This is a genomic window from Clostridium sp. YIM B02569 (assembly GCF_022320765.1).
GTDB classification, from domain to species: domain Bacteria; phylum Bacillota; class Clostridia; order Clostridiales; family Clostridiaceae; genus Clostridium; species Clostridium beijerinckii.
The window spans coordinates 1-21862 of record NZ_JAKJJX010000033.1; the positions used below are offsets into that span (position 1 = coordinate 1).

At 29.2% G+C, this 21862-nt stretch carries 19 protein-coding genes; 14 read left to right on the forward strand and 5 right to left on the reverse strand.

What is annotated here, in order from left to right:
- The first annotated feature begins 237 nt into the window (after positions 1 to 237).
- The 4 genes from L3B96_RS23430 to L3B96_RS23445 all read left to right on the forward strand — a co-directional run bounded on the left by L3B96_RS23430 (position 238) and on the right by L3B96_RS23445 (position 5201).
- A complete protein-coding gene (locus L3B96_RS23430) occupies positions 238 to 1323 on the forward strand; it encodes a polysaccharide deacetylase family protein (protein ID WP_238948713.1) in 1086 nt (361 codons plus the stop codon).
- A 291-nt stretch (positions 1324 to 1614) separates the two neighbouring features.
- A complete protein-coding gene (locus L3B96_RS23435; protein WP_011967718.1) occupies positions 1615 to 3000 on the forward strand; it encodes a TldD/PmbA family protein in 1386 nt (461 codons plus the stop codon).
- Positions 3001 to 3002: 2 nt separating this feature from the next.
- Positions 3003 to 4346 carry a TldD/PmbA family protein gene (locus L3B96_RS23440; protein ID WP_238948714.1) on the forward strand — a complete coding sequence of 448 codons (1344 nt, stop codon included), beginning with the start codon at positions 3003 to 3005 and terminating at the stop codon, positions 4344 to 4346.
- Positions 4347 to 4391: 45 nt separating this feature from the next.
- Complete coding sequence (locus tag L3B96_RS23445; RefSeq protein ID WP_011967720.1) at positions 4392 to 5201, forward strand: putative ABC transporter permease; 810 nt, start codon at positions 4392 to 4394, stop codon at positions 5199 to 5201.
- A gap of 56 nt (positions 5202 to 5257) precedes the next feature.
- Here the strand turns inward: L3B96_RS23445 and L3B96_RS23450 are convergent, their stop codons facing one another.
- Complete coding sequence (locus L3B96_RS23450; protein ID WP_238899739.1) at positions 5258 to 7141, reverse strand: LTA synthase family protein; 1884 nt, start codon at positions 7139 to 7141, stop codon at positions 5258 to 5260.
- Between the two features lie 289 nt (positions 7142 to 7430).
- Here L3B96_RS23450 and yedF point away from each other — a divergent pair, with 289 nt between their 5' ends.
- A complete protein-coding gene (yedF, locus tag L3B96_RS23455; protein WP_238899738.1) occupies positions 7431 to 8003 on the forward strand; it encodes a sulfurtransferase-like selenium metabolism protein YedF in 573 nt (190 codons plus the stop codon).
- A gap of 24 nt (positions 8004 to 8027) precedes the next feature.
- Complete coding sequence (locus L3B96_RS23460; RefSeq protein WP_238899737.1) at positions 8028 to 8984, forward strand: NAD(P)/FAD-dependent oxidoreductase; 957 nt, start codon at positions 8028 to 8030, stop codon at positions 8982 to 8984.
- Positions 8985 to 9061: 77 nt separating this feature from the next.
- On the opposite strand, the gene L3B96_RS23465 is transcribed toward L3B96_RS23460, so the two are convergent.
- Complete coding sequence (locus L3B96_RS23465) at positions 9062 to 9625, reverse strand: GDSL-type esterase/lipase family protein (protein ID WP_238899736.1); 564 nt, start codon at positions 9623 to 9625, stop codon at positions 9062 to 9064.
- Between the two features lie 21 nt (positions 9626 to 9646).
- The gene (locus L3B96_RS23470) at positions 9647 to 10345 is read right to left on the reverse strand and encodes a RusA family crossover junction endodeoxyribonuclease (RefSeq protein WP_238948715.1); all 699 of its coding nucleotides are present in this window, start codon (positions 10343 to 10345) and stop codon (positions 9647 to 9649) included.
- Positions 10346 to 10821: 476 nt separating this feature from the next.
- Here L3B96_RS23470 and tsaD point away from each other — a divergent pair, with 476 nt between their 5' ends.
- The 5 genes from tsaD (at position 10822) to L3B96_RS23495 (ending at position 16022) form a co-directional block, all read left to right on the forward strand.
- Positions 10822 to 11841, forward strand: a complete 1020-nt coding sequence (gene tsaD / locus L3B96_RS23475; protein WP_041893764.1) for a tRNA (adenosine(37)-N6)-threonylcarbamoyltransferase complex transferase subunit TsaD — start codon at positions 10822 to 10824, stop codon at positions 11839 to 11841.
- Between the two features lie 9 nt (positions 11842 to 11850).
- Positions 11851 to 12852, forward strand: coding sequence for an alpha/beta hydrolase (locus L3B96_RS23480; protein WP_238948716.1), 1002 nt, complete (start codon positions 11851 to 11853; stop codon positions 12850 to 12852).
- A gap of 265 nt (positions 12853 to 13117) precedes the next feature.
- Positions 13118 to 14347 (forward strand): trypsin-like peptidase domain-containing protein, encoded by a 1230-nt coding sequence (locus L3B96_RS23485; protein WP_039771779.1) that lies wholly within the window; start codon positions 13118 to 13120, stop codon positions 14345 to 14347.
- 199 nt (positions 14348 to 14546) lie between these two features.
- A complete protein-coding gene (locus tag L3B96_RS23490) occupies positions 14547 to 14855 on the forward strand; it encodes a PTS lactose/cellobiose transporter subunit IIA (RefSeq protein ID WP_011967729.1) in 309 nt (102 codons plus the stop codon).
- Positions 14856 to 14867: 12 nt separating this feature from the next.
- Positions 14868 to 16022, forward strand: coding sequence for an ABC transporter substrate-binding protein (locus L3B96_RS23495; protein WP_017210069.1), 1155 nt, complete (start codon positions 14868 to 14870; stop codon positions 16020 to 16022).
- A 157-nt stretch (positions 16023 to 16179) separates the two neighbouring features.
- Here the strand turns inward: L3B96_RS23495 and L3B96_RS23500 are convergent, their stop codons facing one another.
- Positions 16180 to 17298 carry a glycosyltransferase family 1 protein gene (locus tag L3B96_RS23500; protein WP_011967731.1) on the reverse strand — a complete coding sequence of 373 codons (1119 nt, stop codon included), beginning with the start codon at positions 17296 to 17298 and terminating at the stop codon, positions 16180 to 16182.
- A 128-nt stretch (positions 17299 to 17426) separates the two neighbouring features.
- Here L3B96_RS23500 and L3B96_RS23505 point away from each other — a divergent pair, with 128 nt between their 5' ends.
- Genes L3B96_RS23505 through L3B96_RS23515 form a run of 3 tightly spaced genes read left to right on the forward strand, consistent with a single transcriptional unit; the run spans position 17427 to position 20362 of the window.
- The gene (locus tag L3B96_RS23505) at positions 17427 to 18443 is read left to right on the forward strand and encodes a CotS family spore coat protein (RefSeq protein WP_017210071.1); all 1017 of its coding nucleotides are present in this window, start codon (positions 17427 to 17429) and stop codon (positions 18441 to 18443) included.
- A gap of 1 nt (position 18444) precedes the next feature.
- Entirely contained in the window at positions 18445 to 19251 is an 807-nt protein-coding gene (locus tag L3B96_RS23510) for a spore coat protein (protein ID WP_011967733.1), read from the forward strand.
- 55 nt (positions 19252 to 19306) lie between these two features.
- Complete coding sequence (locus L3B96_RS23515; RefSeq protein WP_023974836.1) at positions 19307 to 20362, forward strand: CotS family spore coat protein; 1056 nt, start codon at positions 19307 to 19309, stop codon at positions 20360 to 20362.
- A gap of 319 nt (positions 20363 to 20681) precedes the next feature.
- Here L3B96_RS23515 and L3B96_RS23520 read toward each other — a convergent pair whose 3' ends face one another.
- Positions 20682 to 21803, reverse strand: a complete 1122-nt coding sequence (locus L3B96_RS23520; RefSeq protein ID WP_238948717.1) for a glycosyltransferase family 1 protein — start codon at positions 21801 to 21803, stop codon at positions 20682 to 20684.
- Positions 21804 to 21862 lie beyond the last annotated feature (59 nt).

Sequence of the window (21862 nt, forward strand, 5' to 3'; positions counted from 1 at the left end):
GCGATAGCTCAATGGTGGAGCACTCGGCTGTTAACCGATAGGTTGGAGGTTCGAGTCCTCTTCGCGGAGCCATATTTATAATAAAAGAATTTTTAGTCGAGAAATCGGCTTTTTTTTATTGTATAAAATAGAGTAAAAACTTATACTATATATGGATGTGAAAGTTATTAATAACTAAATTAGATACTACGGAATAATTAATAATAAAATCTATTGAAATATAAGAGGTATTATAATATGAGCGATGACATTAATAATAGTATGAATTATAGTAATGAAACCAGTAAGGTTACTGAAGCAAAAGAAGCTGGTGAGGCTGATGAATCTGTTGAAAATAGTGAGATAGATGATAATTCTGAAACTAATGATATTAGTGATAATATAAGGCCATTTGAGATCGATGAAGTTGGTGAAGAAGATTTCAAAGGTATAAAAAAAAGAAAATTTGCTATTTTACTTACGATAATAGCTGTAGCTATAATTGTAGGAATCGCTATTACGGTACAAAAATCTGTTATTAATAAGCAAACGGCAGAAGCTCTTAATGCAAATGGAAATCCATATTCTGAAGGAGATAAAAATCAAACAGATAGTAACGTATATAATTCAGTGAGAAGTTCAGAAGTAGAGGATGTTGCTTTTATAGAAAAATATTTAAATCAGCAGATGAAGGGTCAAAGGCCTGATGGAGCTGATGGAAAGAAAGTTGTTTATTTAACATTTGATGATGGTCCGTCAGAAACTGTGACTCCAAAAGTTTTAGATACTCTTAAGGCAGAAAATGTTCATGCTACTTTTTTTCTTGTGGGAAAAGCAATAGATGAAAGTGAAGCTAATAGAAATATAGTTAAAAGAGAACTTGTAGAAGGAAATGCAATAGGTAATCATACTTATTCACATAATTATGGATATTTATATCCAAATGGAAAAATAAATTTGGAAAATTGTATGTCTGATTTTGAAAAAACTAATCAATCTTTAAAAAACATTTTAGGACAGGATTTTTCTACGCGAGCTGTTAGATTCCCAGGAGGTCAAATGACATGGGATAAGAAGGACCCATCGGGGGCTGATGCAATGGATAAGGCTCTTCATGAAAAAGGCTACCATCAAATAGATTGGAATTCATTGTCTCAAGATGCGGAAGGGGCACATAAAAATGCAGAGCAGTTGAAACAGGAAGTTATAAAAACTGTATCAGGAAGAGAAAAAGCAATCATATTAATGCATGATACTTATGGAAAAGAGGAAACTGCAAAAGCGTTGCCAGAAATAATCAAATATCTAAAACAACAAGGATATGAATTTAAAATTATGAAATAGCCTAATATGACTATGTTGATTTTCATTTATCTTAATTTATGTAGCTAAACTGTGGTTACATAAATTGAAATAAATGAAAATGACATAGTTTTTTTATATAATTGGTACAAATATTATTTTTATCAATTAATTGAAATAGAAATAATTAATGATAAACTATTAATATATAATTAGATTTGCATACATGGAAGCACTAAGGTTATAATTTATAACAATAATCTTAATAATAGAATGTATATAATTATAATATTACTGAAAATTATCTTTATATTAGAAATAAGGAGGAATAAGATGTTATCAAAAAATATTGTAGCAGAGGTATTAGCAAAGTGCTTAGTAACTGGTGGCGATTTTGCTGAGATATTTGAAGAAAATTCAATTAATAATTCTATAGCATTAATTGACGGCAAAGTAGATGATGCCATAGGTGGAAGAAGTTATGGTATAGGAATAAGAATATTCAAGGGATTGAACAGTGTATATGCCTATACAAATAATAATAGCTTAAGTGGTCTTTTAGACACTGCCTATAGAGCAGCTTTAGCTTTAGGTGATGTAAATAAAAATGAAATAAATTCAATAGTATTAACTGAGAAGAGTATATCTACAATACATCCAATATTGTATTATCCTAAGGATGTTGCATACGATAGAAAAATAGCAATTTTAAAAAGTGCGTATAATGCAGCAAAGAATTATAACAGTGATATTTCTCAAGTTATTACAAGTTATGCAGATAAAGAGCAAAATATTTTAATTGCAAACACTGAAGGTTTATATGTTCAAGATACAAGAATAAGAACAAGGTTAGGCATAAGTGCAATAGCATCAAAAGGGAGCGAAAACCAAACTGGATTTGAAGGACCTGGAAGACATATGGGAATTGAAATGTTTGATAGTGTTGATCCAGAATATCACGGAAAGGAAGCAGCGAGAATAGCTCATACGATGCTTTATGCAAAGAACTGTCCAGCAGGTAATATGACTGTTGCTATAGATAATGGGTTTGGGGGTGTTATATTCCACGAAGCTTGTGGACACTCTTTAGAAGCTAGTGCTGTAGCTAAAGGAAATTCAGTCTTTGCCAATAAATTAGGTGAGAAAATTGCATCAACAAAGGTAACAGCTATAGATGATGGAACTGTACCTAATGCTTGGGGATCGCTAAATATAGATGATGAGGGTAATAAGACACAAAAAAATATTTTAATTGAAAATGGTGTTCTAAAAGGTTATATGATTGATAAGTTAAATGGAAGACGTATGAATATGGAGGCTACAGGAAGTTCAAGAAGACAAAGTTACAAGTTCCAACCAACTTCAAGAATGACTAATACCTATATAGCAGCTGGAAATGATAATCCGGATGATATAATTAAATCTATAGAAGAAGGATTATATGCAAAGAAGCTAGGAGGCGGATCGGTTAACCCTGTAACTGGTGAGTTTAATTTTGCAGTTCAAGAAGGGTACTTAGTTAAAAATGGTGTGATTCAGGAGCCAGTAAGAGGAGCAAGTCTTATTGGTAAAGGTAGTGAAGTACTTATGGATATAGATATGGTCGGAAATAATTTAGATGTAGCTCAAGGTATGTGTGGCTCATCATCAGGAAGTATTCCTACCAACGTAGGTCAGCCTATGATTAGAGTAAAGAAAATGACTGTTGGAGGTAGATAAATATGGATTTTGAATTATTTAAAGAAGAATTATTTAAAGAAGCTAAGAATTCAGGCTTTGAAGAGTTTGAAATATATTATTCTGATGCTGAAAGTTTAAGTTTAAGTATTTATGAAGGTGAAGTTGAAAAATATAAACTAAATAATGCCTTTGGTCTTTCGTTCAGAGGAAAAATCAATAACAAAATGGGATATTCATATACTGAAATATTAGATGAAGAAGCAATAAAAACTCTTATAAGAAATGCAAAGGAAGCGGCATTTGCTATAGAAAATGATGATGAACAGTTTATATATGAAGGGGATAATGAATATAAAGAATTAGACTGTTACAAAAAAGATTTGGATAATATTAAGCCCGATGAGCTTATAGCTCTTTCTTTAGAAATGGAGAAGGAATGTAAAAAACAATGTGATAAAGTTGTAAGTTTCCAAGGTTGTGGAATTGGATATGGTAAAGCTACCTATGGAATAATAAATTCAAAGGGACTTAATTTGAAAAATGAAAGAAATAATCTAAGTGCATATGTCGTTCCAATAATACAAGATAATAATGAAAAGTATGATGGAACAGGATATGTTATGGCTAAAAAGATAGATGATATAGATCCAAAAAGTTTAGCTAAGCAAGGTCTTGAAGAAGCGCTTTCAAGAATTGGTGGAAAAAGCATTCCATCAGGTAAATATAAGATAATTATAAATAACGAGGCCATGGTATCACTGCTTGGAACTTTTTCAGGAATTTTTAATGCAGAGCAAGCACAAAAGGGGTTATCTTTGCTGAAAGGAAAAGAAGGTGAAATTATAGCATCAGATGTAGTGTCTATAATTGATGATCCTCACTTAAAGGATGGGCTTGGAACAACTTCATTTGATGATGAAGGAGTAGCAACTATCAAAAAAGAGATAATATCTAAAGGAAAATTGAATACATTATTATATAATCTAAAAACTGCGCATAAGGCAGGAATTAAATCCACAGGAAATGGATTCAAAGCTTCGTATGCATCAATAGTAGGTGTTAGTGCTACAAATTTTTATATAAATCCAGGTGATAAATCTTTTGAAGAACTTTGCAATGAAGTTAAAGAAGGTGTGATAATTACAGATTTTGCAGGCCTTCACTCTGGAGCTAGTGCTGTAACTGGAGATTTTTCTTTAGCAGCTAAAGGATTTATGATTGAAAATGGAAAGAAGAGCTTTCCGGTAGAACAAATTACAGTTGCAGGAAATTTCTTTACATTACTGAAAGATATAGAGGAAGTAGGAAGTGACTTAAAGTTCCCGATGAGTAGCATAGGATGTCCGTCAGTTGTTGTGAAAGAACTTTCAATAGCTGGAAAATAATTTTGTTATTAATTTAATAGATATGCTAAGGTAGGTTAAATAGTTATGAATATAATCTATATGTATCTTTTTTCTTTTATAATTTATAGCTTTCTCGGATGGATATGTGAAACTATATATTGCTCTATAATCGATAGGGAGTATGTAAATAGAGGTTTTTTAAAAGGACCATTTTGCCCTATCTATGGATCAGGTGCACTTATAGTAATTATATTGCTAGCTCCATTTTCAGATAATATTGTAATTTTATTCTTGAGTGCAATGATTTTTACAAGCATATTAGAGTATTTAACAGGTTTTTTGCTAGAAACAATATTTAATCTTAAATGGTGGGATTATTCAGGCTATAAATTTAATATAAAGGGCAGAGTATGTCTATTAAATTCAGTGTTATTTGGTCTTTTATCTCTAATCACAATAAAAGTTATTAATCCAATTATAATAGACTTAGTTAGTCACATATCACTAAAGGTTTCTATGTGGATTTGTGATATTTCACTCTTATATTTATTAACAGATGGGATAACTACAACAGTTAAAGTTTTGAAATTAGGTGGAAAACTCAAAGAAATGAGCGCTTTATTTGATGAGATAAGAGAAAAAACTGAAAGTTATAAAGTGGTTCTACAACAAAATTTAAGCAGATTTGATGGCTTGATAGAACAGGAAAGTGAAAAAGTTATTCATGCGAAAGAACAAATTAGCAAGCTAAAATTTAAATTAGAAAATTTGGTTTTAAACAATAAGGCCGTGAATAAACGAATAATTAAAGCATTTCCAAATATAAAGTCTTTGAAGTATCAACATTCACTAGATAGATTAAAAGAAGAGATAAAAAAGATTAAGAAAAAATAAAAGAGATGGTCAAATTTTATTTGACCATCTCTTTACTATAGTTAAAATATCATTATCTAATTAGAATTATGAGCATAATTTGCACGTATCATTTTATCCGAAAGATCTAATGATTTTTTATAAATATCTTTTTCTTTATCTGTTAAGTTTTCCCCGCCTTTAAGTGTTCCATTAGTTATTACGGCAAAAGATTTATTTGTATTTAATAAGTTTCTACCTAAAGTAGTGTTCTCGTACTTATCCTTATCAACTCCAAGTAAATATAAGAGTGTTGGCATTACATCAATCTCGCCATTGTACATTTTATCAAATGTTTTTCCTTCATTTGTAGATGGATTATAGATAATAAATGGAACAGTCGGATTTCCTGTATTTAGATACCAATCTTCTTTATGAGATAGCTGTCCAATGCTATCATCATAATATTTATGAATTCCTGTATGATCACCCATTATTGCTATAATGCTATTTTTAAGTAATCCCTCTTTATCTAATTCATCAATAAAATAACCTATTTGTTTATCTGTATAGTGAAGACTTTCAAAATATCCACCAAGTTTACTTTCATTTAATTCAGGATCAAGTCCAAGCTCTCTATACTTTTCTGGAAGATCAAATGGACCATGGCTTGTCAATGTTACAGTTTCAGCGTAGAATGGCTGCTTTAATTCTTTTAACATAGGAACAACTTGCTCGAAGTATCTTTTGTCACTTATACCAAGGCCAATTTGTTCATCAACATTAAATGAGTAGTAATCAGTAAATTTATCAAAGCCTATTCCAAGCAATCCATTTTTATAATTCCAAAAAGAACCTTTATCAGGATGAATAGCAGAAGTAGCATAGCCTTCACCTTCTAATAAATTTGGTAAGGAATTATAATTAGTATTTGGATATCTAAAGAATGTACTTCCTTGTCTTAAAGGCAACATTGAAGTATTAACCATTAAATCAGCATCGGAGCTTGTCCCTTCGTTTACTTGCTCAAAGGTATTAGGGAAGTACAATGATTTTTGTACTAATTTATTCAAATTAGGTGTTATTTCTTTTCCATTAACTGTTTTTCCGATAACAAAGTTTTCTAAAGACTCAACTTGAATATAAATTAAATTTTTTCCTTTTGCCATGCCAAGGTACTCGTTATCTGGAAGGTTCTCTTTTTTTATTTCAAATAACTCATTTATATCAGCTTTATCTTGATCTGTTAATTTATATGGTTTAGAATCTTTATAAACTGTATAACAATCCATAATATGATATCCAATAGGAGAAAAGTATTTGGCAGTATTTGACTTATCATAATTACTGAATAAGTAAGCATTATGAACATCTGTATTATTGAATACAGTTATACTGATAGGTACATAAATTATAAATAATATTGGCAAAACAAAAGTACAAAAGAATGTTTTAAATGCTCGTTTATGTACTTGAGTAAATGATTTTCTAGTTATGTAAGCATATATACCTAGTATTATAAAATCAAATACAAATATAAAATCTAAATTGCTGGTCATTGATAATATACTTCCAGACATATTATCTAAATTAGCAGTTTGAGTTAATATTAACGCAGATGGAACAGTTAAAAAACCTCTAAAATACCATACATCAATTAATATTAATAGTGTTAAAGAAAAATCGATTACTAGAGTATAGATTATTCTACCTTTACCTTTAAATAATAATGAGAAACTTAAGAATATTAAAGTAAAGGCCACATAATAATTTAAGAAAGAACTAGCAGATTCATAGCCAGTAGAAAAACTAAATGTATATGGATCTTTGCTCGTAACAAATCCTTGAAATATAATCCCTTTTAATACTATAGAGACAAGAGCTATTAGAAAGAAAATTAATCTTATAACCTTATCTTTTTTTATATTATTTTCTAAGCTATTTTTAAAAAAATTAACAACATATGAGTTAGAAGAACTCATGATTTCACCTCAATTCAATATATCACTACATTATAGTATACATAAATTTATGGATTAAACAAATATAAATTAATGATATATTAGTAATTAAAAGGTAAATAATTTGTGAATAAAAAACTATATATAAAAATTAGCATGGTATACTATTAATGTGGGAAAACTTATATAATAGACTTATAATAACTTAATTTAATATATTTTTAAATTAAGTTATATATTAGTTAAGAAATCGATTGAAAAATTTGATATATTAATTATAGATTAAAATAATTATAAAGGGGTCAAACATATGAAAGAAATAGATTGCAGAGGATTATCATATCTACAAATAATAAGAGAAGTTAAGAAGTATTTTAATTCAATTGGAGAAGGGGAAGCTGTTGTAGTAGTAAACAATGAATTAGGGCGGTCAAATGTTATAAGGTATGCAGCGCATAAAGGATATAAAGTAGATATGGAGGATGAAAAAAATAGATTTTTAATAAAGATGGAAAAGAGAGGATGCCTAGAATCAGAAGATGAGGAAGAAATTTTTTCTATATTAATAACAAGAGATAAAATTGGTGAGGGAAATGATGATTTAGGAATAACTTTAATGAGTGAATATTTCGAAGCATTGAATGAGTATGATAAACTTCCAAAAGAAATTTTATTCTTAAATTCAGGGGTTAAGTTGTTTAAAAGGGATTCTAAGGCTATAGAAGATATAAGAATGTTATATAAAAAGGGCGTTAAACTTTTAATAAGTGATACATCCTTGGATTATTATAAATTAACAGAACAAATAACTTTTGGAGAAATAGCAAGCATGTATGATATGGTAGTTGCAATGAAGAAAGCAAAGAAATTAATAAAGCTTTAGGAATTAATGGTGGAGGATATTATAATGCCAGATTATGAATTAATTATTATTGGGGCAGGAATAGCGGGAATGACAGCTGCACTTGGAGCTGCAAGAGAGGGAATAACAAAAATACTAATTATTGAAAAGGAGTCTAACGTTGGGGGAATAATCAATCAATGTGTTCATAATGGTTTTGGAAAAAACTTTCTAGATGAGCCAGTGACCGGCCCAGAGTATATTGATTTTATAGAAAGGCAGTTAGGAGAATTTGAAATAGAAATACTTTTAGATACTACAGTTTTAGAAGTAACTGAAGGAAAAAAAGTTACATATGTAAATTCTAGAGATGGTATTAAAGATTTAACCGCTCAAGCGATAATATTTGCTATGGGAGCAAAAGAAACATATTCAGGAAATGTTATAATTCCTACCAATGGACTTACAGGAATATTCACTGTAGGAGAGGCTCATAAAATAATTAATTTAGATGGATATCTACCAGGAAGAAGGACTGTGATTATAGCGAAAAATAAATGGGGATTCATAGTTGCAAGAAGGCTTATAGTAGAAGGTGGAAATATAGAAGCGGTTGTCATTGAGAATACATTTGAAGAAATGGCTAATTCGGAAATACGAGATATTGTTGATGGCTTTGATATACCAGTAATAGAGAATTCTAGAGTAACAGAAATTGAAGGGAAAACACGAATTGAGAAGCTAAAAATAGTTAATTTAGAGAATGAAGAAATAATAGAAAAGGAATGTGATTCACTTCTATTATCAGTTAATTTCTTGCCAGAAACAACCGTAATTAAAAAAACAAGTTTTGATATAAATTCTAAGACATCTGGATTTGAAGTAGTAGACTTTGCAACATCTTTAGAGGGTTTTTTTGCTTGTGGAAATGTTATATACGGAGAAAATGCGTTTTGGATGGAAGAAACTGATGGTATACAATGTGGAATTATTGCGGCTAGATTTGTAAAGGAAAGCATGTAGAAGTTAGGTAGAGATATATTAGCAGTAATATAATAAAAGCTAAAATTACTGCTAATTAGTTCACAGAATAATATGGTTTAAAAATAATTGAGAGCATTTTCATACATTAGGTGATGGCCAAGTGAATTCATGTGAATTCCATCTAAATAAATATCATCCCTATTAAATGTCAAATCGTAGAAATTGATAAATTGAAGATTGTATTTATTAGATAATTTAATGAGTTCATCCTTTAAATATTGAAGTTCTTTTTCTGCATAAGAATATAGATGCGAAGGAGAAAAAAGCGAATTTGCCATTTGGCCAATAATCTTAGGGGGAATTCCTAAAGTCACTTTTGAGCCTATATTTAGTCCATCATTAATCATTATTTCAATATTACTAATTATAAAAGGAATTTTGCGTCCTAGAAGAAGATCATTGCTACCTCCCATTATAAAAATTTTCGATGGAGAATAAATTAAAACATCATCATTATAGCGAGTAAGCATTGAAGTGGTAGTATCACCATTACAGGCTTTATTTAATGATGAAAGGGAGCGTTCTTGCGTAAGTTTGTAAACCCAAGAATTTTGTTTAGTTACCCCATATCCTAAAGTTAGGCTGTCTCCAAAGAAAATGATATCAAGCTTATTATTCATATATAGACTCCTTTTATGTAATTAGAATAGTTTGTTAAAGCACTTTTTACATATTAATGTTTTTCCTGAATCGGCTTTTACATAATCATCTGAAATAATGGCTTTATTGCAGATGTTACATATAATCATTTCGCTAGACATTAATGAGTTAGACGAGGTTTTTTTTGATTTTTTATCACGTTTATTTTCAGCATTGCAATCAAGTTTATCTTTTTGATAATCAGTTGCAGAACTACTAGTTTTATCAGATAGTATATTTTTTCTTATTGGAGAATATAATTTAGGTTTTAAGGAAGTAGTTCTTTTGACAACTTTATAGCTAAAATCATATTCACTTTCAGCAAAGAGTTCTAGTTCAAATCTTGGATTCTCTTTATCATAATATTCTTCTGTAAAGATTTTGGTTATCTGAGCATCATTTATAATTAATCCACTTTTTTCAATGCCATCAAATATACTTTTTGTAATATTAATGGTATCTGGATGACGCTTTTCACTTTTATAATATACTCTTAGTAAAGCTATTAGACTTTCAGAAAAAACAACATCAGGATTTTGATTTCTTGCAAGAAGTGCTATTTCCTGTTCGTATAGAGCATACCTATCATGATATTTCCCAGAGCTATGTGGTAGGATTGCACGTCCATTTAGATTGTGTAACTTAAAATTGGATTTTGTAATAGGTGATCCTTTAATTATAACTTTAGCATAGTTAGACATTTAAATTCTCCTCGTGAAAGTATATTTGTTATCTCAAATATACATCATATGTACCTTTTATACAACAAGTTAATATTACAATGAAATTGTGAGAATAAGATATATGTTAAGTGCATTTGTATAACTAGAAAAATTGAACTTTGATAATATTGTATAGATAAAGTATAATATTTTAGTAACTAAAATATAGAATAGTTTGCGCATTGAAAAGATATGATTTCATAAATATTAAGAAGATATTAAACAATATATAAATACGAGATTTTATCTTTTTTTTAAGATAAAATAGATTTAGATAAATTAAATAATGTTATAGTAAAGTATTTAATTTATCTAGTTCTTAATTTTAACTAATATATCAAAGTTTTCTCTTGTTAGATTAGTTAAAATTAAGTTATAAATAGGCTTAATCAGCTTATTTAGATAGATCAGAATAAATAATTTTATTTGAATTGTAATAAAAAGAGGTATTAGATATGAATAAAAAAATAATTTTAGCAATAGAATCAAGTTGTGATGAAACTGCTGCTGCAGTAGTTGTGAATGGTAGAGAAGTTTTATCAAATATAATTGCTTCACAAATTGATACTCATAAAAAATTTGGAGGAGTGGTTCCAGAAGTTGCATCGAGAATGCATATTGAGGCAGTAGATAGTGTTGTAAAAGCCGCATTATTAGAAGCAGGAATTTCAATAGACGATGTTGACGCAATAGGAGTTACGTATGGACCAGGACTTGTTGGGGCACTTTTGGTTGGGCTTCAATACGCAAAAGGATTGGCATTAGGTTCTAAAAAGCCTTTAATTGGGGTTAATCATATACAAGGACATATTAGTGCTAATTTTATTGAGCATAAAGATTTAAAGCCACCTTTTGTCTCACTAGTGGTTTCAGGAGGACATACTTTTATTGTGCATGTAAAAGGATATAGGGATTTTGAGGTTATTGGCCAAACAAGAGATGATGCGGCAGGAGAAGCTTATGATAAGGTGGCAAGAGCATTAGAACTTGGATATCCGGGCGGACCCAAAATAGATAAGCTAGCTAAGCAAGGAAATAAGGATGCAATAGAATTTCCAAGAGCTAAGTTTCAGGATGATACATTAGATTTTTCTTTTAGTGGAGTTAAATCAGCTGTGTTGAATTATTTAAATAAGGCAAAAATGAAAGAAGAAGAGATAAATAAAGCTGATATTGCAGCGTCATTTCAAAATGCGATAATAGATGTATTAAAGACCAATCTATTCTTAACCTGTGAAAGAAAAGGAATAAAAAAGATTGCAGTGGCAGGTGGTGTTGCATCGAATTCTTGTTTAAGAGAAACTTTGCTAGAGGAAGGTAGAAAAAAAGGGATTGAAATTCTATTCCCATCACCTATATTGTGTACAGATAATGCAGCAATGATAGGAAGTGCAGCATATTTCAACTATCAAGAGGGAGCAGTATCAGATTTAAATATAAATGCAAAACCTAACTTAAAACTAGGGGAGAGGTAGAGTCTAGGTATGAAGCTGTTATCACATTCTAATGGAGTACATAAGGTTGAGAAAGATAAAACCAGCAAAAGGAGCATTTTAAAAAAATGTGTTATCTTTTTTGTGGGATTATTTATCTTTGGTTTTTTAGTGCAAATTTTAAATGACTTTGTAGATAATACAAGATTAAAATCTAGATTTAAGTATGTCAGAATAGATGGACGTAAAATGGAGTATAAGCTTAAGACTGGTGGAGATTATACTGTAGTATTTGATGGATCAATTGGAACTACAATGTATGAGTGGGATGATGTTTGTAAGTCATTAGAGGAGAAGAAGATATCTACCTTTACATATAATAGAGAAGGATATGGATTTAATGATGGCGGGGATAATAGAACGCCAGAAGAGCAGGCTAAGGAGTTGAAAGCATTGCTTAGAAAAGCTGGAGCACCAGAGCCATACGTTTTAGTTGGAGAGGAGTACGGTAGTCTGGTTCTTAGTAATTTTGCCAATTTATATTCAGATTCAGTAGCAGGAGTTGTGTTAATTAACCCAATATCAGAGGGAAATATTCAAACTAAGGAATTTAAGAATAGTATTAAGTCCAAATATTATAGAAGTATATTTGAGAAAATGGGTACGAATTTTAGTTTGACTGCATTGCTAAATAAAGCAGGGTTAACCATGGAAAATGATACGTTTAAGAAGTATTTAAATCAGAATGAATTAGATGAATTTCAGAGTTTTGAAAATAAGAAAAATTATAAACAGGCAGTTTCAAACGAACTAGAAAATTTATATAAAGGCATTTCGAATAGTCAAACTAATGAACTACTAGGAAATAAGCCATTATATTTAATAACTAATAATGAAGATGATCCTGTTAAAAAGATTGGTAATACAACAGTAACAACTATATATAAAGAGGAAATAGAGGGATCTCCAATGTCTGTATTAGATCCTGACTCAGTAGTTACCGGCGTTAATAGTGTTTTAAAAGATGCTAAGAAGGCAGCTAAAAAATCTTGATGCTAATAAATATGTATATTTTATTAAATATTAAGTATTATTGAATAATTAAGAAATAAAGCTTCTATTGGGCTAAAATTCATAAAAAATTATATCAAATTATATATTCTTGTCATTTGTTTGACACATAATAAATCTATACTAACACTATAAAGATAATACTAGTAGATATTTAAAGTATTCTAATATACTTTATAAGAACGAATTTGTATAGTTTAATTACTAGTCATATAAGTTGAGAATTGATATATAGGAGGAAAAATACATGAATAATAATGATAATAACGAAAAATTTATTGATGTAGAGTCATTACCAGTAGATAAAGGTCAGCAAGTTGCATGGGAAAATTGTTTTCAAAATAGTAATAATTATGTAGATCCGAAGAGAAAGAAAAGAAGAGGTCTGCGCATGCTAGGAAGGATTGCAGGAATTTTAGTTCTTACAATGGTAGGAGGGGCAATTGGAAGTGCTGCTACTTATTCATTCATGAAAACTAATAATGTTGCTGCAACTAAACAAATAACAAGTTATATTCCGCAATCATTCACATCAAGCACTCCTGATGCAATGTCAGCGGCAGATGCATTTAATAAAGTTGCGCCAGCAGTTGTCATTGTTTCGACGAAAGGTTCATCTAACAGTGGATTTATGAACGGCGAAGTTGAGGGGATGGGATCAGGGTTCATTATAAATGAAGAAGGATATATACTAACTAACTATCACGTAATTGCAAATGCTAAAGAAATTACAGTAACTTTAAGTAATAATACTGAAGTAAGTGCAACAGTAGTAAATTATGATCAAGATAGAGATGTTGCAATGCTTAAATTAAAAGATGGAACTAAAGTTCCTGCTGTTGCAGAACTTGGAGACTCTGATGAAGTATATCCAGGAGCTGAGGTTATAGCAATTGGAACACCTCTCTCAAAGAATTTTGCTCAGACACTTACAAAGGGAGTTATAAGTGGAAGCAATAGAACAATAGATGATAGTGGAAAAAGTGTAGATTTCATTCAAACAGATGCAGCTATTAATCCTGGAAATAGTGGAGGTCCATTAGTGAATGCTAAAGGGCAAGTTATAGGAATAAATTCTATGAAGATAGGTTCTGATGCATCGGGATCATCAACACCAGTTGAAGGTATAGGGTTTGCAATACCTATAAATGAAGTTAAGAATAAGATAGATGCTTTATCAAAACCTATATTAAATCTAGGAATTCAGATAAGAGAAATTGACAGCGCTACTGCTAAGAAATACGATTTGGTAGAAGGAATATATGTATCTTCTGTTGAAGAGTATTCACCGGCTGAAAAAGGTGGTCTTAAGATTGGAGATATAATTGTTAAATGCGACGGAAAAGAAGCTAAGACATTCGATGAACTTAAGACAATAAAGGAAAGTAAGAATGCTGGGGATACTATGAAGATAGAAGTAATTAGAGATAAGAAAACTGTTGATTTGTCAGTTGTATTAGAAGAAAAATCTAATTAAAATCCTTCTAAATAGAAATTAAATATATTTGATTGTTAAAACTAGAATTGATAAATTTAATGTTATCAATTCTAGTTTTTATTGCATCAAAATAATATTCTTTAAAACTTTAAGGAAAAGTAGTAAAATTAAAGATTATAAGGGTAAGGTATCTTAATTTAATAGTTTTTTGATATCTAAATGGAGAAGGGGATAATTTATGGAGGAAATAATATTAAATATAATAATGCACAGCGGGGAAGCACGAACTTTTTCTATGGAAGCAATTACTTTAGCTAAACAAGGAAATTTTGATAAAGCAAAAGGGTTAATAATAAAAGCTGATGAGGAATTAGGATATGCACATAATTCTCAAACAAGTTTAATTCAGGGAGAAGCTGTAAATGAGAAAATAGAATTCTCCTTGCTTTTAGTTCACGCTCAAGATCACTTAATGACTACAATGGTTTTGAAGGATTTAGCGGTTGAATTAATAGAAGTGCATGAAAAAATAAGTTCTATTAAATAGAGGTATATAAATATGAAAAATAAAATTAAATATGCTATTGTATTTTCGGTTCTTTTGTTAATTGGAATAGTAAGCATTAATCTATTTCAACCGAATAAAGAGCAACAAGTTAGAGGAAATATAGAGCTCTTAGTAAATGAGAATTCCTATGAGTACTTAGTTGAGTGCGCCAATAATTTTATGAAGGAGAATGATAGGACTTCAATAAGTGTAAAGAAGTTAGAAAATTACAATCAGATAGTTAATAATAATTCAGAAGGAAGTACGAAATCAAAGATTTCTAGTATAGCGCAGATAGATAGGTTTAGTTTTGATAAACTAAAATTAGATAACTATGAGTATTATAACAAGGATGATAAGCTCTTGAGCGAATATGCTAAGAATTTTTCTAAGTATAGGGTGGCTCAGGTTAAATATGGTGATAGTTCCATAGGAATACCTTTAACATCTAGGCCATTAGCTTTCTATGTCAGAGAAGATTTATTAAAAAGTTATGGATATGAAAGAGATAGTCTGAATACATGGGATGATATCATAAGGATTGGAAAAGATATTCATGAAAAAAGTAACGGAAAAATATTTATAATTAATGCAACTGATCAAGATTACGAAGATTTGATGGATCTATTAACCATGGAAACATTAAGTGATGGTGATAAAAGCACAGATGTAGTTAAATCAGAAGTTCAAGCTATGATGAAAAAACTAGAGGATAATAATATTTTAAATTTACAAAATGGAGGAGAATTCTTAGCAAGAATATCGTCTATTAATGCAATGAAAGAAATAGCAGCATTAGATGTTCCTTGTACGTGGAGCGTTAATAACGTGCCTAGCCTTAAACCAGGGGCTAATAAGTTTTTTTCATCAGAAGGAGATAATTTATTAATATTAAATCAAAACAGCGAGAATGATAAGCTAATTGAAAAATTTATAACTTACGTAATAACTAACAACAAGGAAGCTGTTAAATATGTTAAGGAAGGAAAGTTTTTCTCAAGCTATTTATATACTTATAATACTAAAGATATTGAGGAGCCAGTAAAAAATTTTACTGGAAAAAGTCCTCTTGTAGTATTAAGTAATATAGAAGAAAAAACTCCAATCATAAGTAATTACGATGAATATATAAAGATAAAGCAAGAGATTCGAGCAAATACCAATTAATAATGAAAATTTATATAAATAGTTTTAGATTATCAGCATTATAAGGAAAACAGTAAGGTGTTTCTTATAATGCTGAATTTATTTTAATATAGTATTTGAAATATCACTCTGAATTCACATTTGATTTATTACTAAAGATTTAAATAATTATAAAAGTCTAGGATATTAAACTTCTATAGGCATTTAAGGTATTCTTGGCAGTCTTATTCCAAGTAAAGTTAAGGCTTCTTAGATATCCCTTTTCACTAAGCTCAGCTTTTAAAGTTTCATTATTCAAAAGATCAACTAAGGCATTGTCTAATTCTTCTATATTATAAGGATTTATCAAAATAGCACTATCACCAGTTACTTCTGGAATAGAAGTTATAGAAGATGTTATAACTGGTGCCTTACAGCTCATTGCTTCAAGCGGAGGAAGGCCAAAGCCTTCATAGAAGGAAGGGTATACAAATGCATCACACCCGCTATAAAGAACAGGAAGAATATCATCTTCTATATATCCACAAAAAACAACTTTGTCTTGTAAGTTATTTTCTTGAACAAATGAAAGTAACTTTTCACCTTCATCTTTTAAAGGGCCCCCAAGCAATAACTTATAAGGCTTATTCAAGTCTTTATAAACTTTACAAAATGATTTAATTAATCCTAAGGCATTTTTCCTTAAACTAAACCCACCTATATATAATATATAAGGATCATCAACTTTAAATGTGTTTTTTACGTATAGCTTACATTGATTCTTATCCAAAGGTTTAAAATTATTATTAGCGGCAAGTGGAGTTACAAATATTTTTTCTTCAGGATAAAAACTAAAGAATTTCAATATATCTCTTTTAGAGTATTCAGAAACTGTTAGAATGCCGCGTGAATTAGAAATTATATTTGGCATATTATTTAAAAATCGTTCTAGGTATCCTTTGCCAACAGTTTCAGGCATTATATATGGGATTAGATCATGGATTGTAACTATAGTCGGTATTTTTGTATCAAAATCGAGTCCTATTCCGTTTTGAGGAATATGGTATAGGTCAGCATGGACCTTGTTAAGTGCATTAGGTATATAATATTTTTCATAAAAACCGCCATGTCTACCTGAAGAATAAATTATATTAACATTTTCCTTATTGAATTCTTTGTTAAATTTTCCAGAGCAAAATAGAGTGAATTCATCATTCGAATCTAAAGAAAGAATCTCTGATATAAGATTACTAGTATAAGTACCAATTCCAGTTCCTTGATGTAAAGTGGAACTACGAGCATCAATGGCAATTTTCATATGAACACCTCAACAAATTACATATATAATACAGAATATTATTAGTTTTTAATTTTTGTGAATATAAATCACAATAAATTATTTGAGCACATATAATAAAAATAAATAATAGCTGGTAGGAAAAGTTTATGGAGAATAATAAGGAGATACTTAAAATTAAAGGCTATATTGAAGAAAATTATAATTTAGATGTAGAAGATATTGAAAAAGTTAAAAATAGTTATAAAGTTATTACAAAGGATGAGAGATATTGTTTGAAAGTAGTTAAATATGAATTCTCTCATTTTTATTTTATCTTATCTGCAATGAAACATTTACAAAGAAATGGATTTGGGGATATTCCTGAATTTATTATGAATAGAGAAAAAAAAGAATATGGGAACATAAACGGAAAGTATGCGTACTTAACAAAATGGATTCCATCGAGAGTAAGTAATTATGATAATCCAATAGAATTATCAATGGTATCAAATGAGCTTGCAAAATTACATGAATGCAGCAAAGGATTTACATTGAAGAAAGAGATGAAACCAAGGATTGGATGGTTTTCATGGATAGATGTTTTTGAAACAAGGAGAAGAGAAATACTGGATTTTAAAAATAGAATAAGTCAAAAAGCATATAAATCAAATTTTGATTTATTGTATTTGGACAATATGGAAAAAGAATTAAATAGAGCAGAAAAGAGTATAGTAGGTCTTCAAAAAAATAATTATGTAAAGGTTATGGAAAAGGAAGTTCTTTCAAGGGGATTTTGCCACCATGACTATGCTCATCATAATATATTAATAGATAATAAGAAAAATATTAATATTATAGATTTTGATTACTGCATATTAGATTCACATCTCCACGACGTATCTTCTTTATTAATAAGATCAATGAAAGATGGAAAATGGGAAAGCGACAAATGTAATCTAATTTTAAATGCCTATAGTGAGAGAATAGAAATAAGAAAAGAAGAGCTACCTATAATTAGAGAATTTATAAGATTTCCTCAGGCTTTCTGGCAAATAGGGTTGCAGGTTTATTGGGAACAGCAACCATGGGGAGAAGAATTTTTCATCAATAAGTTAGAGAAGTACTTAAATGATTGTGAATTTAGAGAAAAGTTTATTGATAGTTATTTTAGTGGGGGAAATTAATATGGATGAATTATTGATTAATCAGTATTTAAATAAAAAAGGAATAGCTATTATGGGACAAGGTTTTAGTTATGATAAAAATATGCAAAGAAATGATATAGTTTCTCAAGTTGATTTAATTATAGAATTTCATAAATTGCTATTAGGCGGTAATCTAACAGGGCTAAGCAAAATTAAAAGCACAATAGGCAGAGAAGTGGAGTCTTATAAAGTGCAGATAAGAAAACTACAAAAGAATTATTCATATGTATCTAGTAAAACATGTACAAATGAGATAGAGAATATCATATTATCAAACGGAAAAATAATGTTGGAAAAAGCTAATAAGGCTATAAATTATATTTATGAACATGACTACTTTGGAGTTATAAGACGTAGTATGAATAGAGAAGAAATCTGCCTTGGTAAAGTTGATAAAAGTAATTTAAGAAAAAATAATGAAAAAATAGAAGTGTGTACAATAAAAGGTATGACATATAACTTGGTAGAAGAAGACTTATATAATTATATTAAGAAACTACAAAGAAAGGAAATTAATATAGATGAGGAAGAACTAATAAAGTTATTTGTACATGGATCACACCTATCATTTAACAGCTTTGATTATTTAAGAGGGCTTTGCAGTTATCCAAAGGATTTTTTAAAGTTTTGGGAGAGGTATAGAGATAGTAGAAAGGATAATACAAGAGAAATTTATAATATACAAAATGAGGAATGTAAGGGTAGTAGGAAAGCAAGGAATGACGAACAATTATTAAATGGATTGAAGAAAAGTTTAAAGTATGAAAGTAAAAATTTTATCATATAGGTAACCAAAGGTAGTTATTGTTTATACCTAAAGCTTAGTTGTTAGGAGGAAGAATATGAATAGAACTAAGTATTCAGAAAAAAATTATTTATGCGATTATGATTTGAGCCTAAAGTTCTTCGAAGAACTAGGAATAAAAGTAAACGACATTGTTCCACTTAGAAAAGTATTTTTGGTATATACAGATGAAGGAAATAAAATATTGAAAAGAGTAAATTATGATGTAGATAGAGTTAATTTAATAAGTGATTCTTTAGACTATGTAAAAAAGAGTTATGAACATGTAATAACATATAAAAGGTTCAAAGATGATTTATGTTATAAAGAGTGGAATGGACAAATTTATATTGTTATGGATATATTGAATGGAAGAGAAGCATCATTTTCTAATCCAGTAGAAATTGATCTTTGTGCAGAAAATATAGCTTTAATGCATAAAGCTTCAAAAGGATTAAGAGAATATTTGAAGGATAAATACAAAAAAGATTTTTTAGATATATCTTTGAAAGATAAAATTAAAGAAGCATATGATGATTTAATTTGGATGAAGAGCTTAGTAGATACGTACAAATATAAAAATGAATTTGATAAATTATTTGTAAACAATGTAGATAAGTATTTAAATGAAATTAAAGAGGTTCAAAATGACCTTGAAAAAAGCTCATATGATAACCTAAGACAGGATGGAGATACTATTCGTTTGTGTCATAATGATTTAGCTTATCATAATTTCTTAACCAAAAATAATGAAATAAATATAATAGATTTTGATTTTATGACTATAGATTTAAGAGTAATGGATATATGGAATTTTATTTTAAAGTGTATAAAGAATGCCGCATTCGATGTGGATAAGATGTCAACTTGTATTAATGGATATGAGAATGTGTCCATTTTAAAAAAAGAAGAAAAAGAACTCTTGTATATACTTATAAAGTTCCCTAAAGATTTTTATACAATATCAAGAGATTATTATCATAAGAGAAAGAATTGGGAATATGAAGTATATTTAAGCAGATTTGAAGGAAAGTTTAGCAATGAGGATTTTAGATATGAATTTTTAAAGGTTTTAGAAAATAAATTTTTCATAGGTTCTGAAGTAAAGAAGTAATCTAAATATAAGATTAATTTATTTGAATGTAAAGAATAATATAAATCTAACTTATAATTCACCTATTTATAATAATGATTAAGCCAATATTTTGTTTTGCAAATGGAATATTGGTTTTTTATTAGTTAAGAAATATTGAGAATTTATAAAGGCAAGAAAATCTCTTATGATTTTCTTGCCTTTATACAGATATTTAATGTTTAATTGAAACTGTTGTAATATAAATTACTTATAAGGTAGCTAATTACAAAAACTATGAAGGAATTTTACTAGTTATATAAAAAATATAAATTTTATTTTATATAGTTAGTGTATTATTCTATGAATTTATTATAGCTTCATAGGCGGATATTGTATCTAGGGCTGTTTTATTCCAAGAAAAGTTTTTACTTCGTGTTAGGCTTTTTTTGACCATTGTTAACCTTAATAGGCTATTACTTAAAACTCTTTCTATGTCATAAGATAGTGAATCAATATCATTAGGATCTATAAAAAGCGCTGATTCATGACATACTTCAGGTAATGACGTAACATTAGAAGCTATTACAGGAGTACCACATGCCATAGCCTCTATAGGAGGAAGTCCAAATCCTTCATAAAAAGAAGGGTATACAAGGACCTCAGCAGCATTGTAGAATAATGGCATATCCTCAATGGGAATAAAATCAGTAAAAATAACGTTATTAGATATATTTAGATCATCAGCTCTATTTTTGTATTTAGTATAAGAAGGACCCTTACGACCAATTATAACTAGTTTGAAACTTTCTTTTAATTTATTTGGGAGTTTAGAATAAGCTTCTATTAGTCCTATAATATTCTTTCTTGGACTAAATCCTCCAACGTAAAGTACGAAGTCTTCCTTTATCCCATATTTCTCAGTAATAAAGTCTTTAGATCTACATTTACTCATAGGTCTGTAAATATCTTCAGCAGCTAATGGGGTAACATAAATCTTTTCAGCAGGAAAGTTAAATTCCTTAGCAATATCATCCTTAGAGTAATTAGATACAGTAATTATTCCATCACAATTATCTAAAATTTTAGGCAGTTCATTATTAAATATTTTTAAATATCTATCACTAACAGTTTCAGGCATTCTTAAAGGAATTATATCATGTAGAGTAATAACTTTTTTGCATTCAACATTTTCTGATAGACCAACCCCGTTTTGTGGGACATGGTAAAGCTCTATGTCTGCATTATTTAATATATTGGGAACATTTATATCATCCCAAAAACTATTAGAAGGTATTGATTCAATAAGTTCTGTTTTAAAATTATTCTTTAAATCGCTTATAAAGTCACATTGTGGTGTGAAAATTAAATAGTTATTGTTACTATCAACATTGTTGAGGCTAGATATTAACTGATAAGTATAGGTACCTATACCCGTGCCTCGATACCACTTTGCAGCTCTACCATCTATTCCTATTTTCATTATTAAACCCTTTCATAGCATTTGTCTTAATGTATTATATTAAAAGAATATAAAAAATG

Coding starts and splice junctions, on each gene's coding strand:
- L3B96_RS23440 (WP_238948714.1), top strand. CDS start 3,003: ATGGATTTTGAATTATTTAAAGAAGAATTATTTAAAGAAGCTAAGAAT.
- L3B96_RS23445 (WP_011967720.1), top strand. CDS start 4,392: ATGAATATAATCTATATGTATCTTTTTTCTTTTATAATTTATAGCTTT.
- L3B96_RS23520 (WP_238948717.1), bottom strand. CDS start 21,803: ATGAAAATAGGAATAGATGGTAGAGCTGCAAAGTGGTATCGAGGCACG.
- L3B96_RS23435 (WP_011967718.1), top strand. CDS start 1,615: ATGTTATCAAAAAATATTGTAGCAGAGGTATTAGCAAAGTGCTTAGTA.
- tsaD (WP_041893764.1), top strand. CDS start 10,822: ATGAATAAAAAAATAATTTTAGCAATAGAATCAAGTTGTGATGAAACT.
- L3B96_RS23495 (WP_017210069.1), top strand. CDS start 14,868: ATGAAAAATAAAATTAAATATGCTATTGTATTTTCGGTTCTTTTGTTA.
- L3B96_RS23470 (WP_238948715.1), bottom strand. CDS start 10,345: ATGTCTAACTATGCTAAAGTTATAATTAAAGGATCACCTATTACAAAA.
- L3B96_RS23485 (WP_039771779.1), top strand. CDS start 13,118: ATGAATAATAATGATAATAACGAAAAATTTATTGATGTAGAGTCATTA.
- L3B96_RS23510 (WP_011967733.1), top strand. CDS start 18,445: ATGGATGAATTATTGATTAATCAGTATTTAAATAAAAAAGGAATAGCT.
- L3B96_RS23430 (WP_238948713.1), top strand. CDS start 238: ATGAGCGATGACATTAATAATAGTATGAATTATAGTAATGAAACCAGT.
- L3B96_RS23505 (WP_017210071.1), top strand. CDS start 17,427: ATGGAGAATAATAAGGAGATACTTAAAATTAAAGGCTATATTGAAGAA.
- L3B96_RS23500 (WP_011967731.1), bottom strand. CDS start 17,298: ATGAAAATTGCCATTGATGCTCGTAGTTCCACTTTACATCAAGGAACT.
- L3B96_RS23450 (WP_238899739.1), bottom strand. CDS start 7,141: ATGAGTTCTTCTAACTCATATGTTGTTAATTTTTTTAAAAATAGCTTA.
- L3B96_RS23465 (WP_238899736.1), bottom strand. CDS start 9,625: ATGAATAATAAGCTTGATATCATTTTCTTTGGAGACAGCCTAACTTTA.
- L3B96_RS23460 (WP_238899737.1), top strand. CDS start 8,028: ATGCCAGATTATGAATTAATTATTATTGGGGCAGGAATAGCGGGAATG.
- L3B96_RS23490 (WP_011967729.1), top strand. CDS start 14,547: ATGGAGGAAATAATATTAAATATAATAATGCACAGCGGGGAAGCACGA.
- L3B96_RS23480 (WP_238948716.1), top strand. CDS start 11,851: ATGAAGCTGTTATCACATTCTAATGGAGTACATAAGGTTGAGAAAGAT.
- yedF (WP_238899738.1), top strand. CDS start 7,431: ATGAAAGAAATAGATTGCAGAGGATTATCATATCTACAAATAATAAGA.
- L3B96_RS23515 (WP_023974836.1), top strand. CDS start 19,307: ATGAATAGAACTAAGTATTCAGAAAAAAATTATTTATGCGATTATGAT.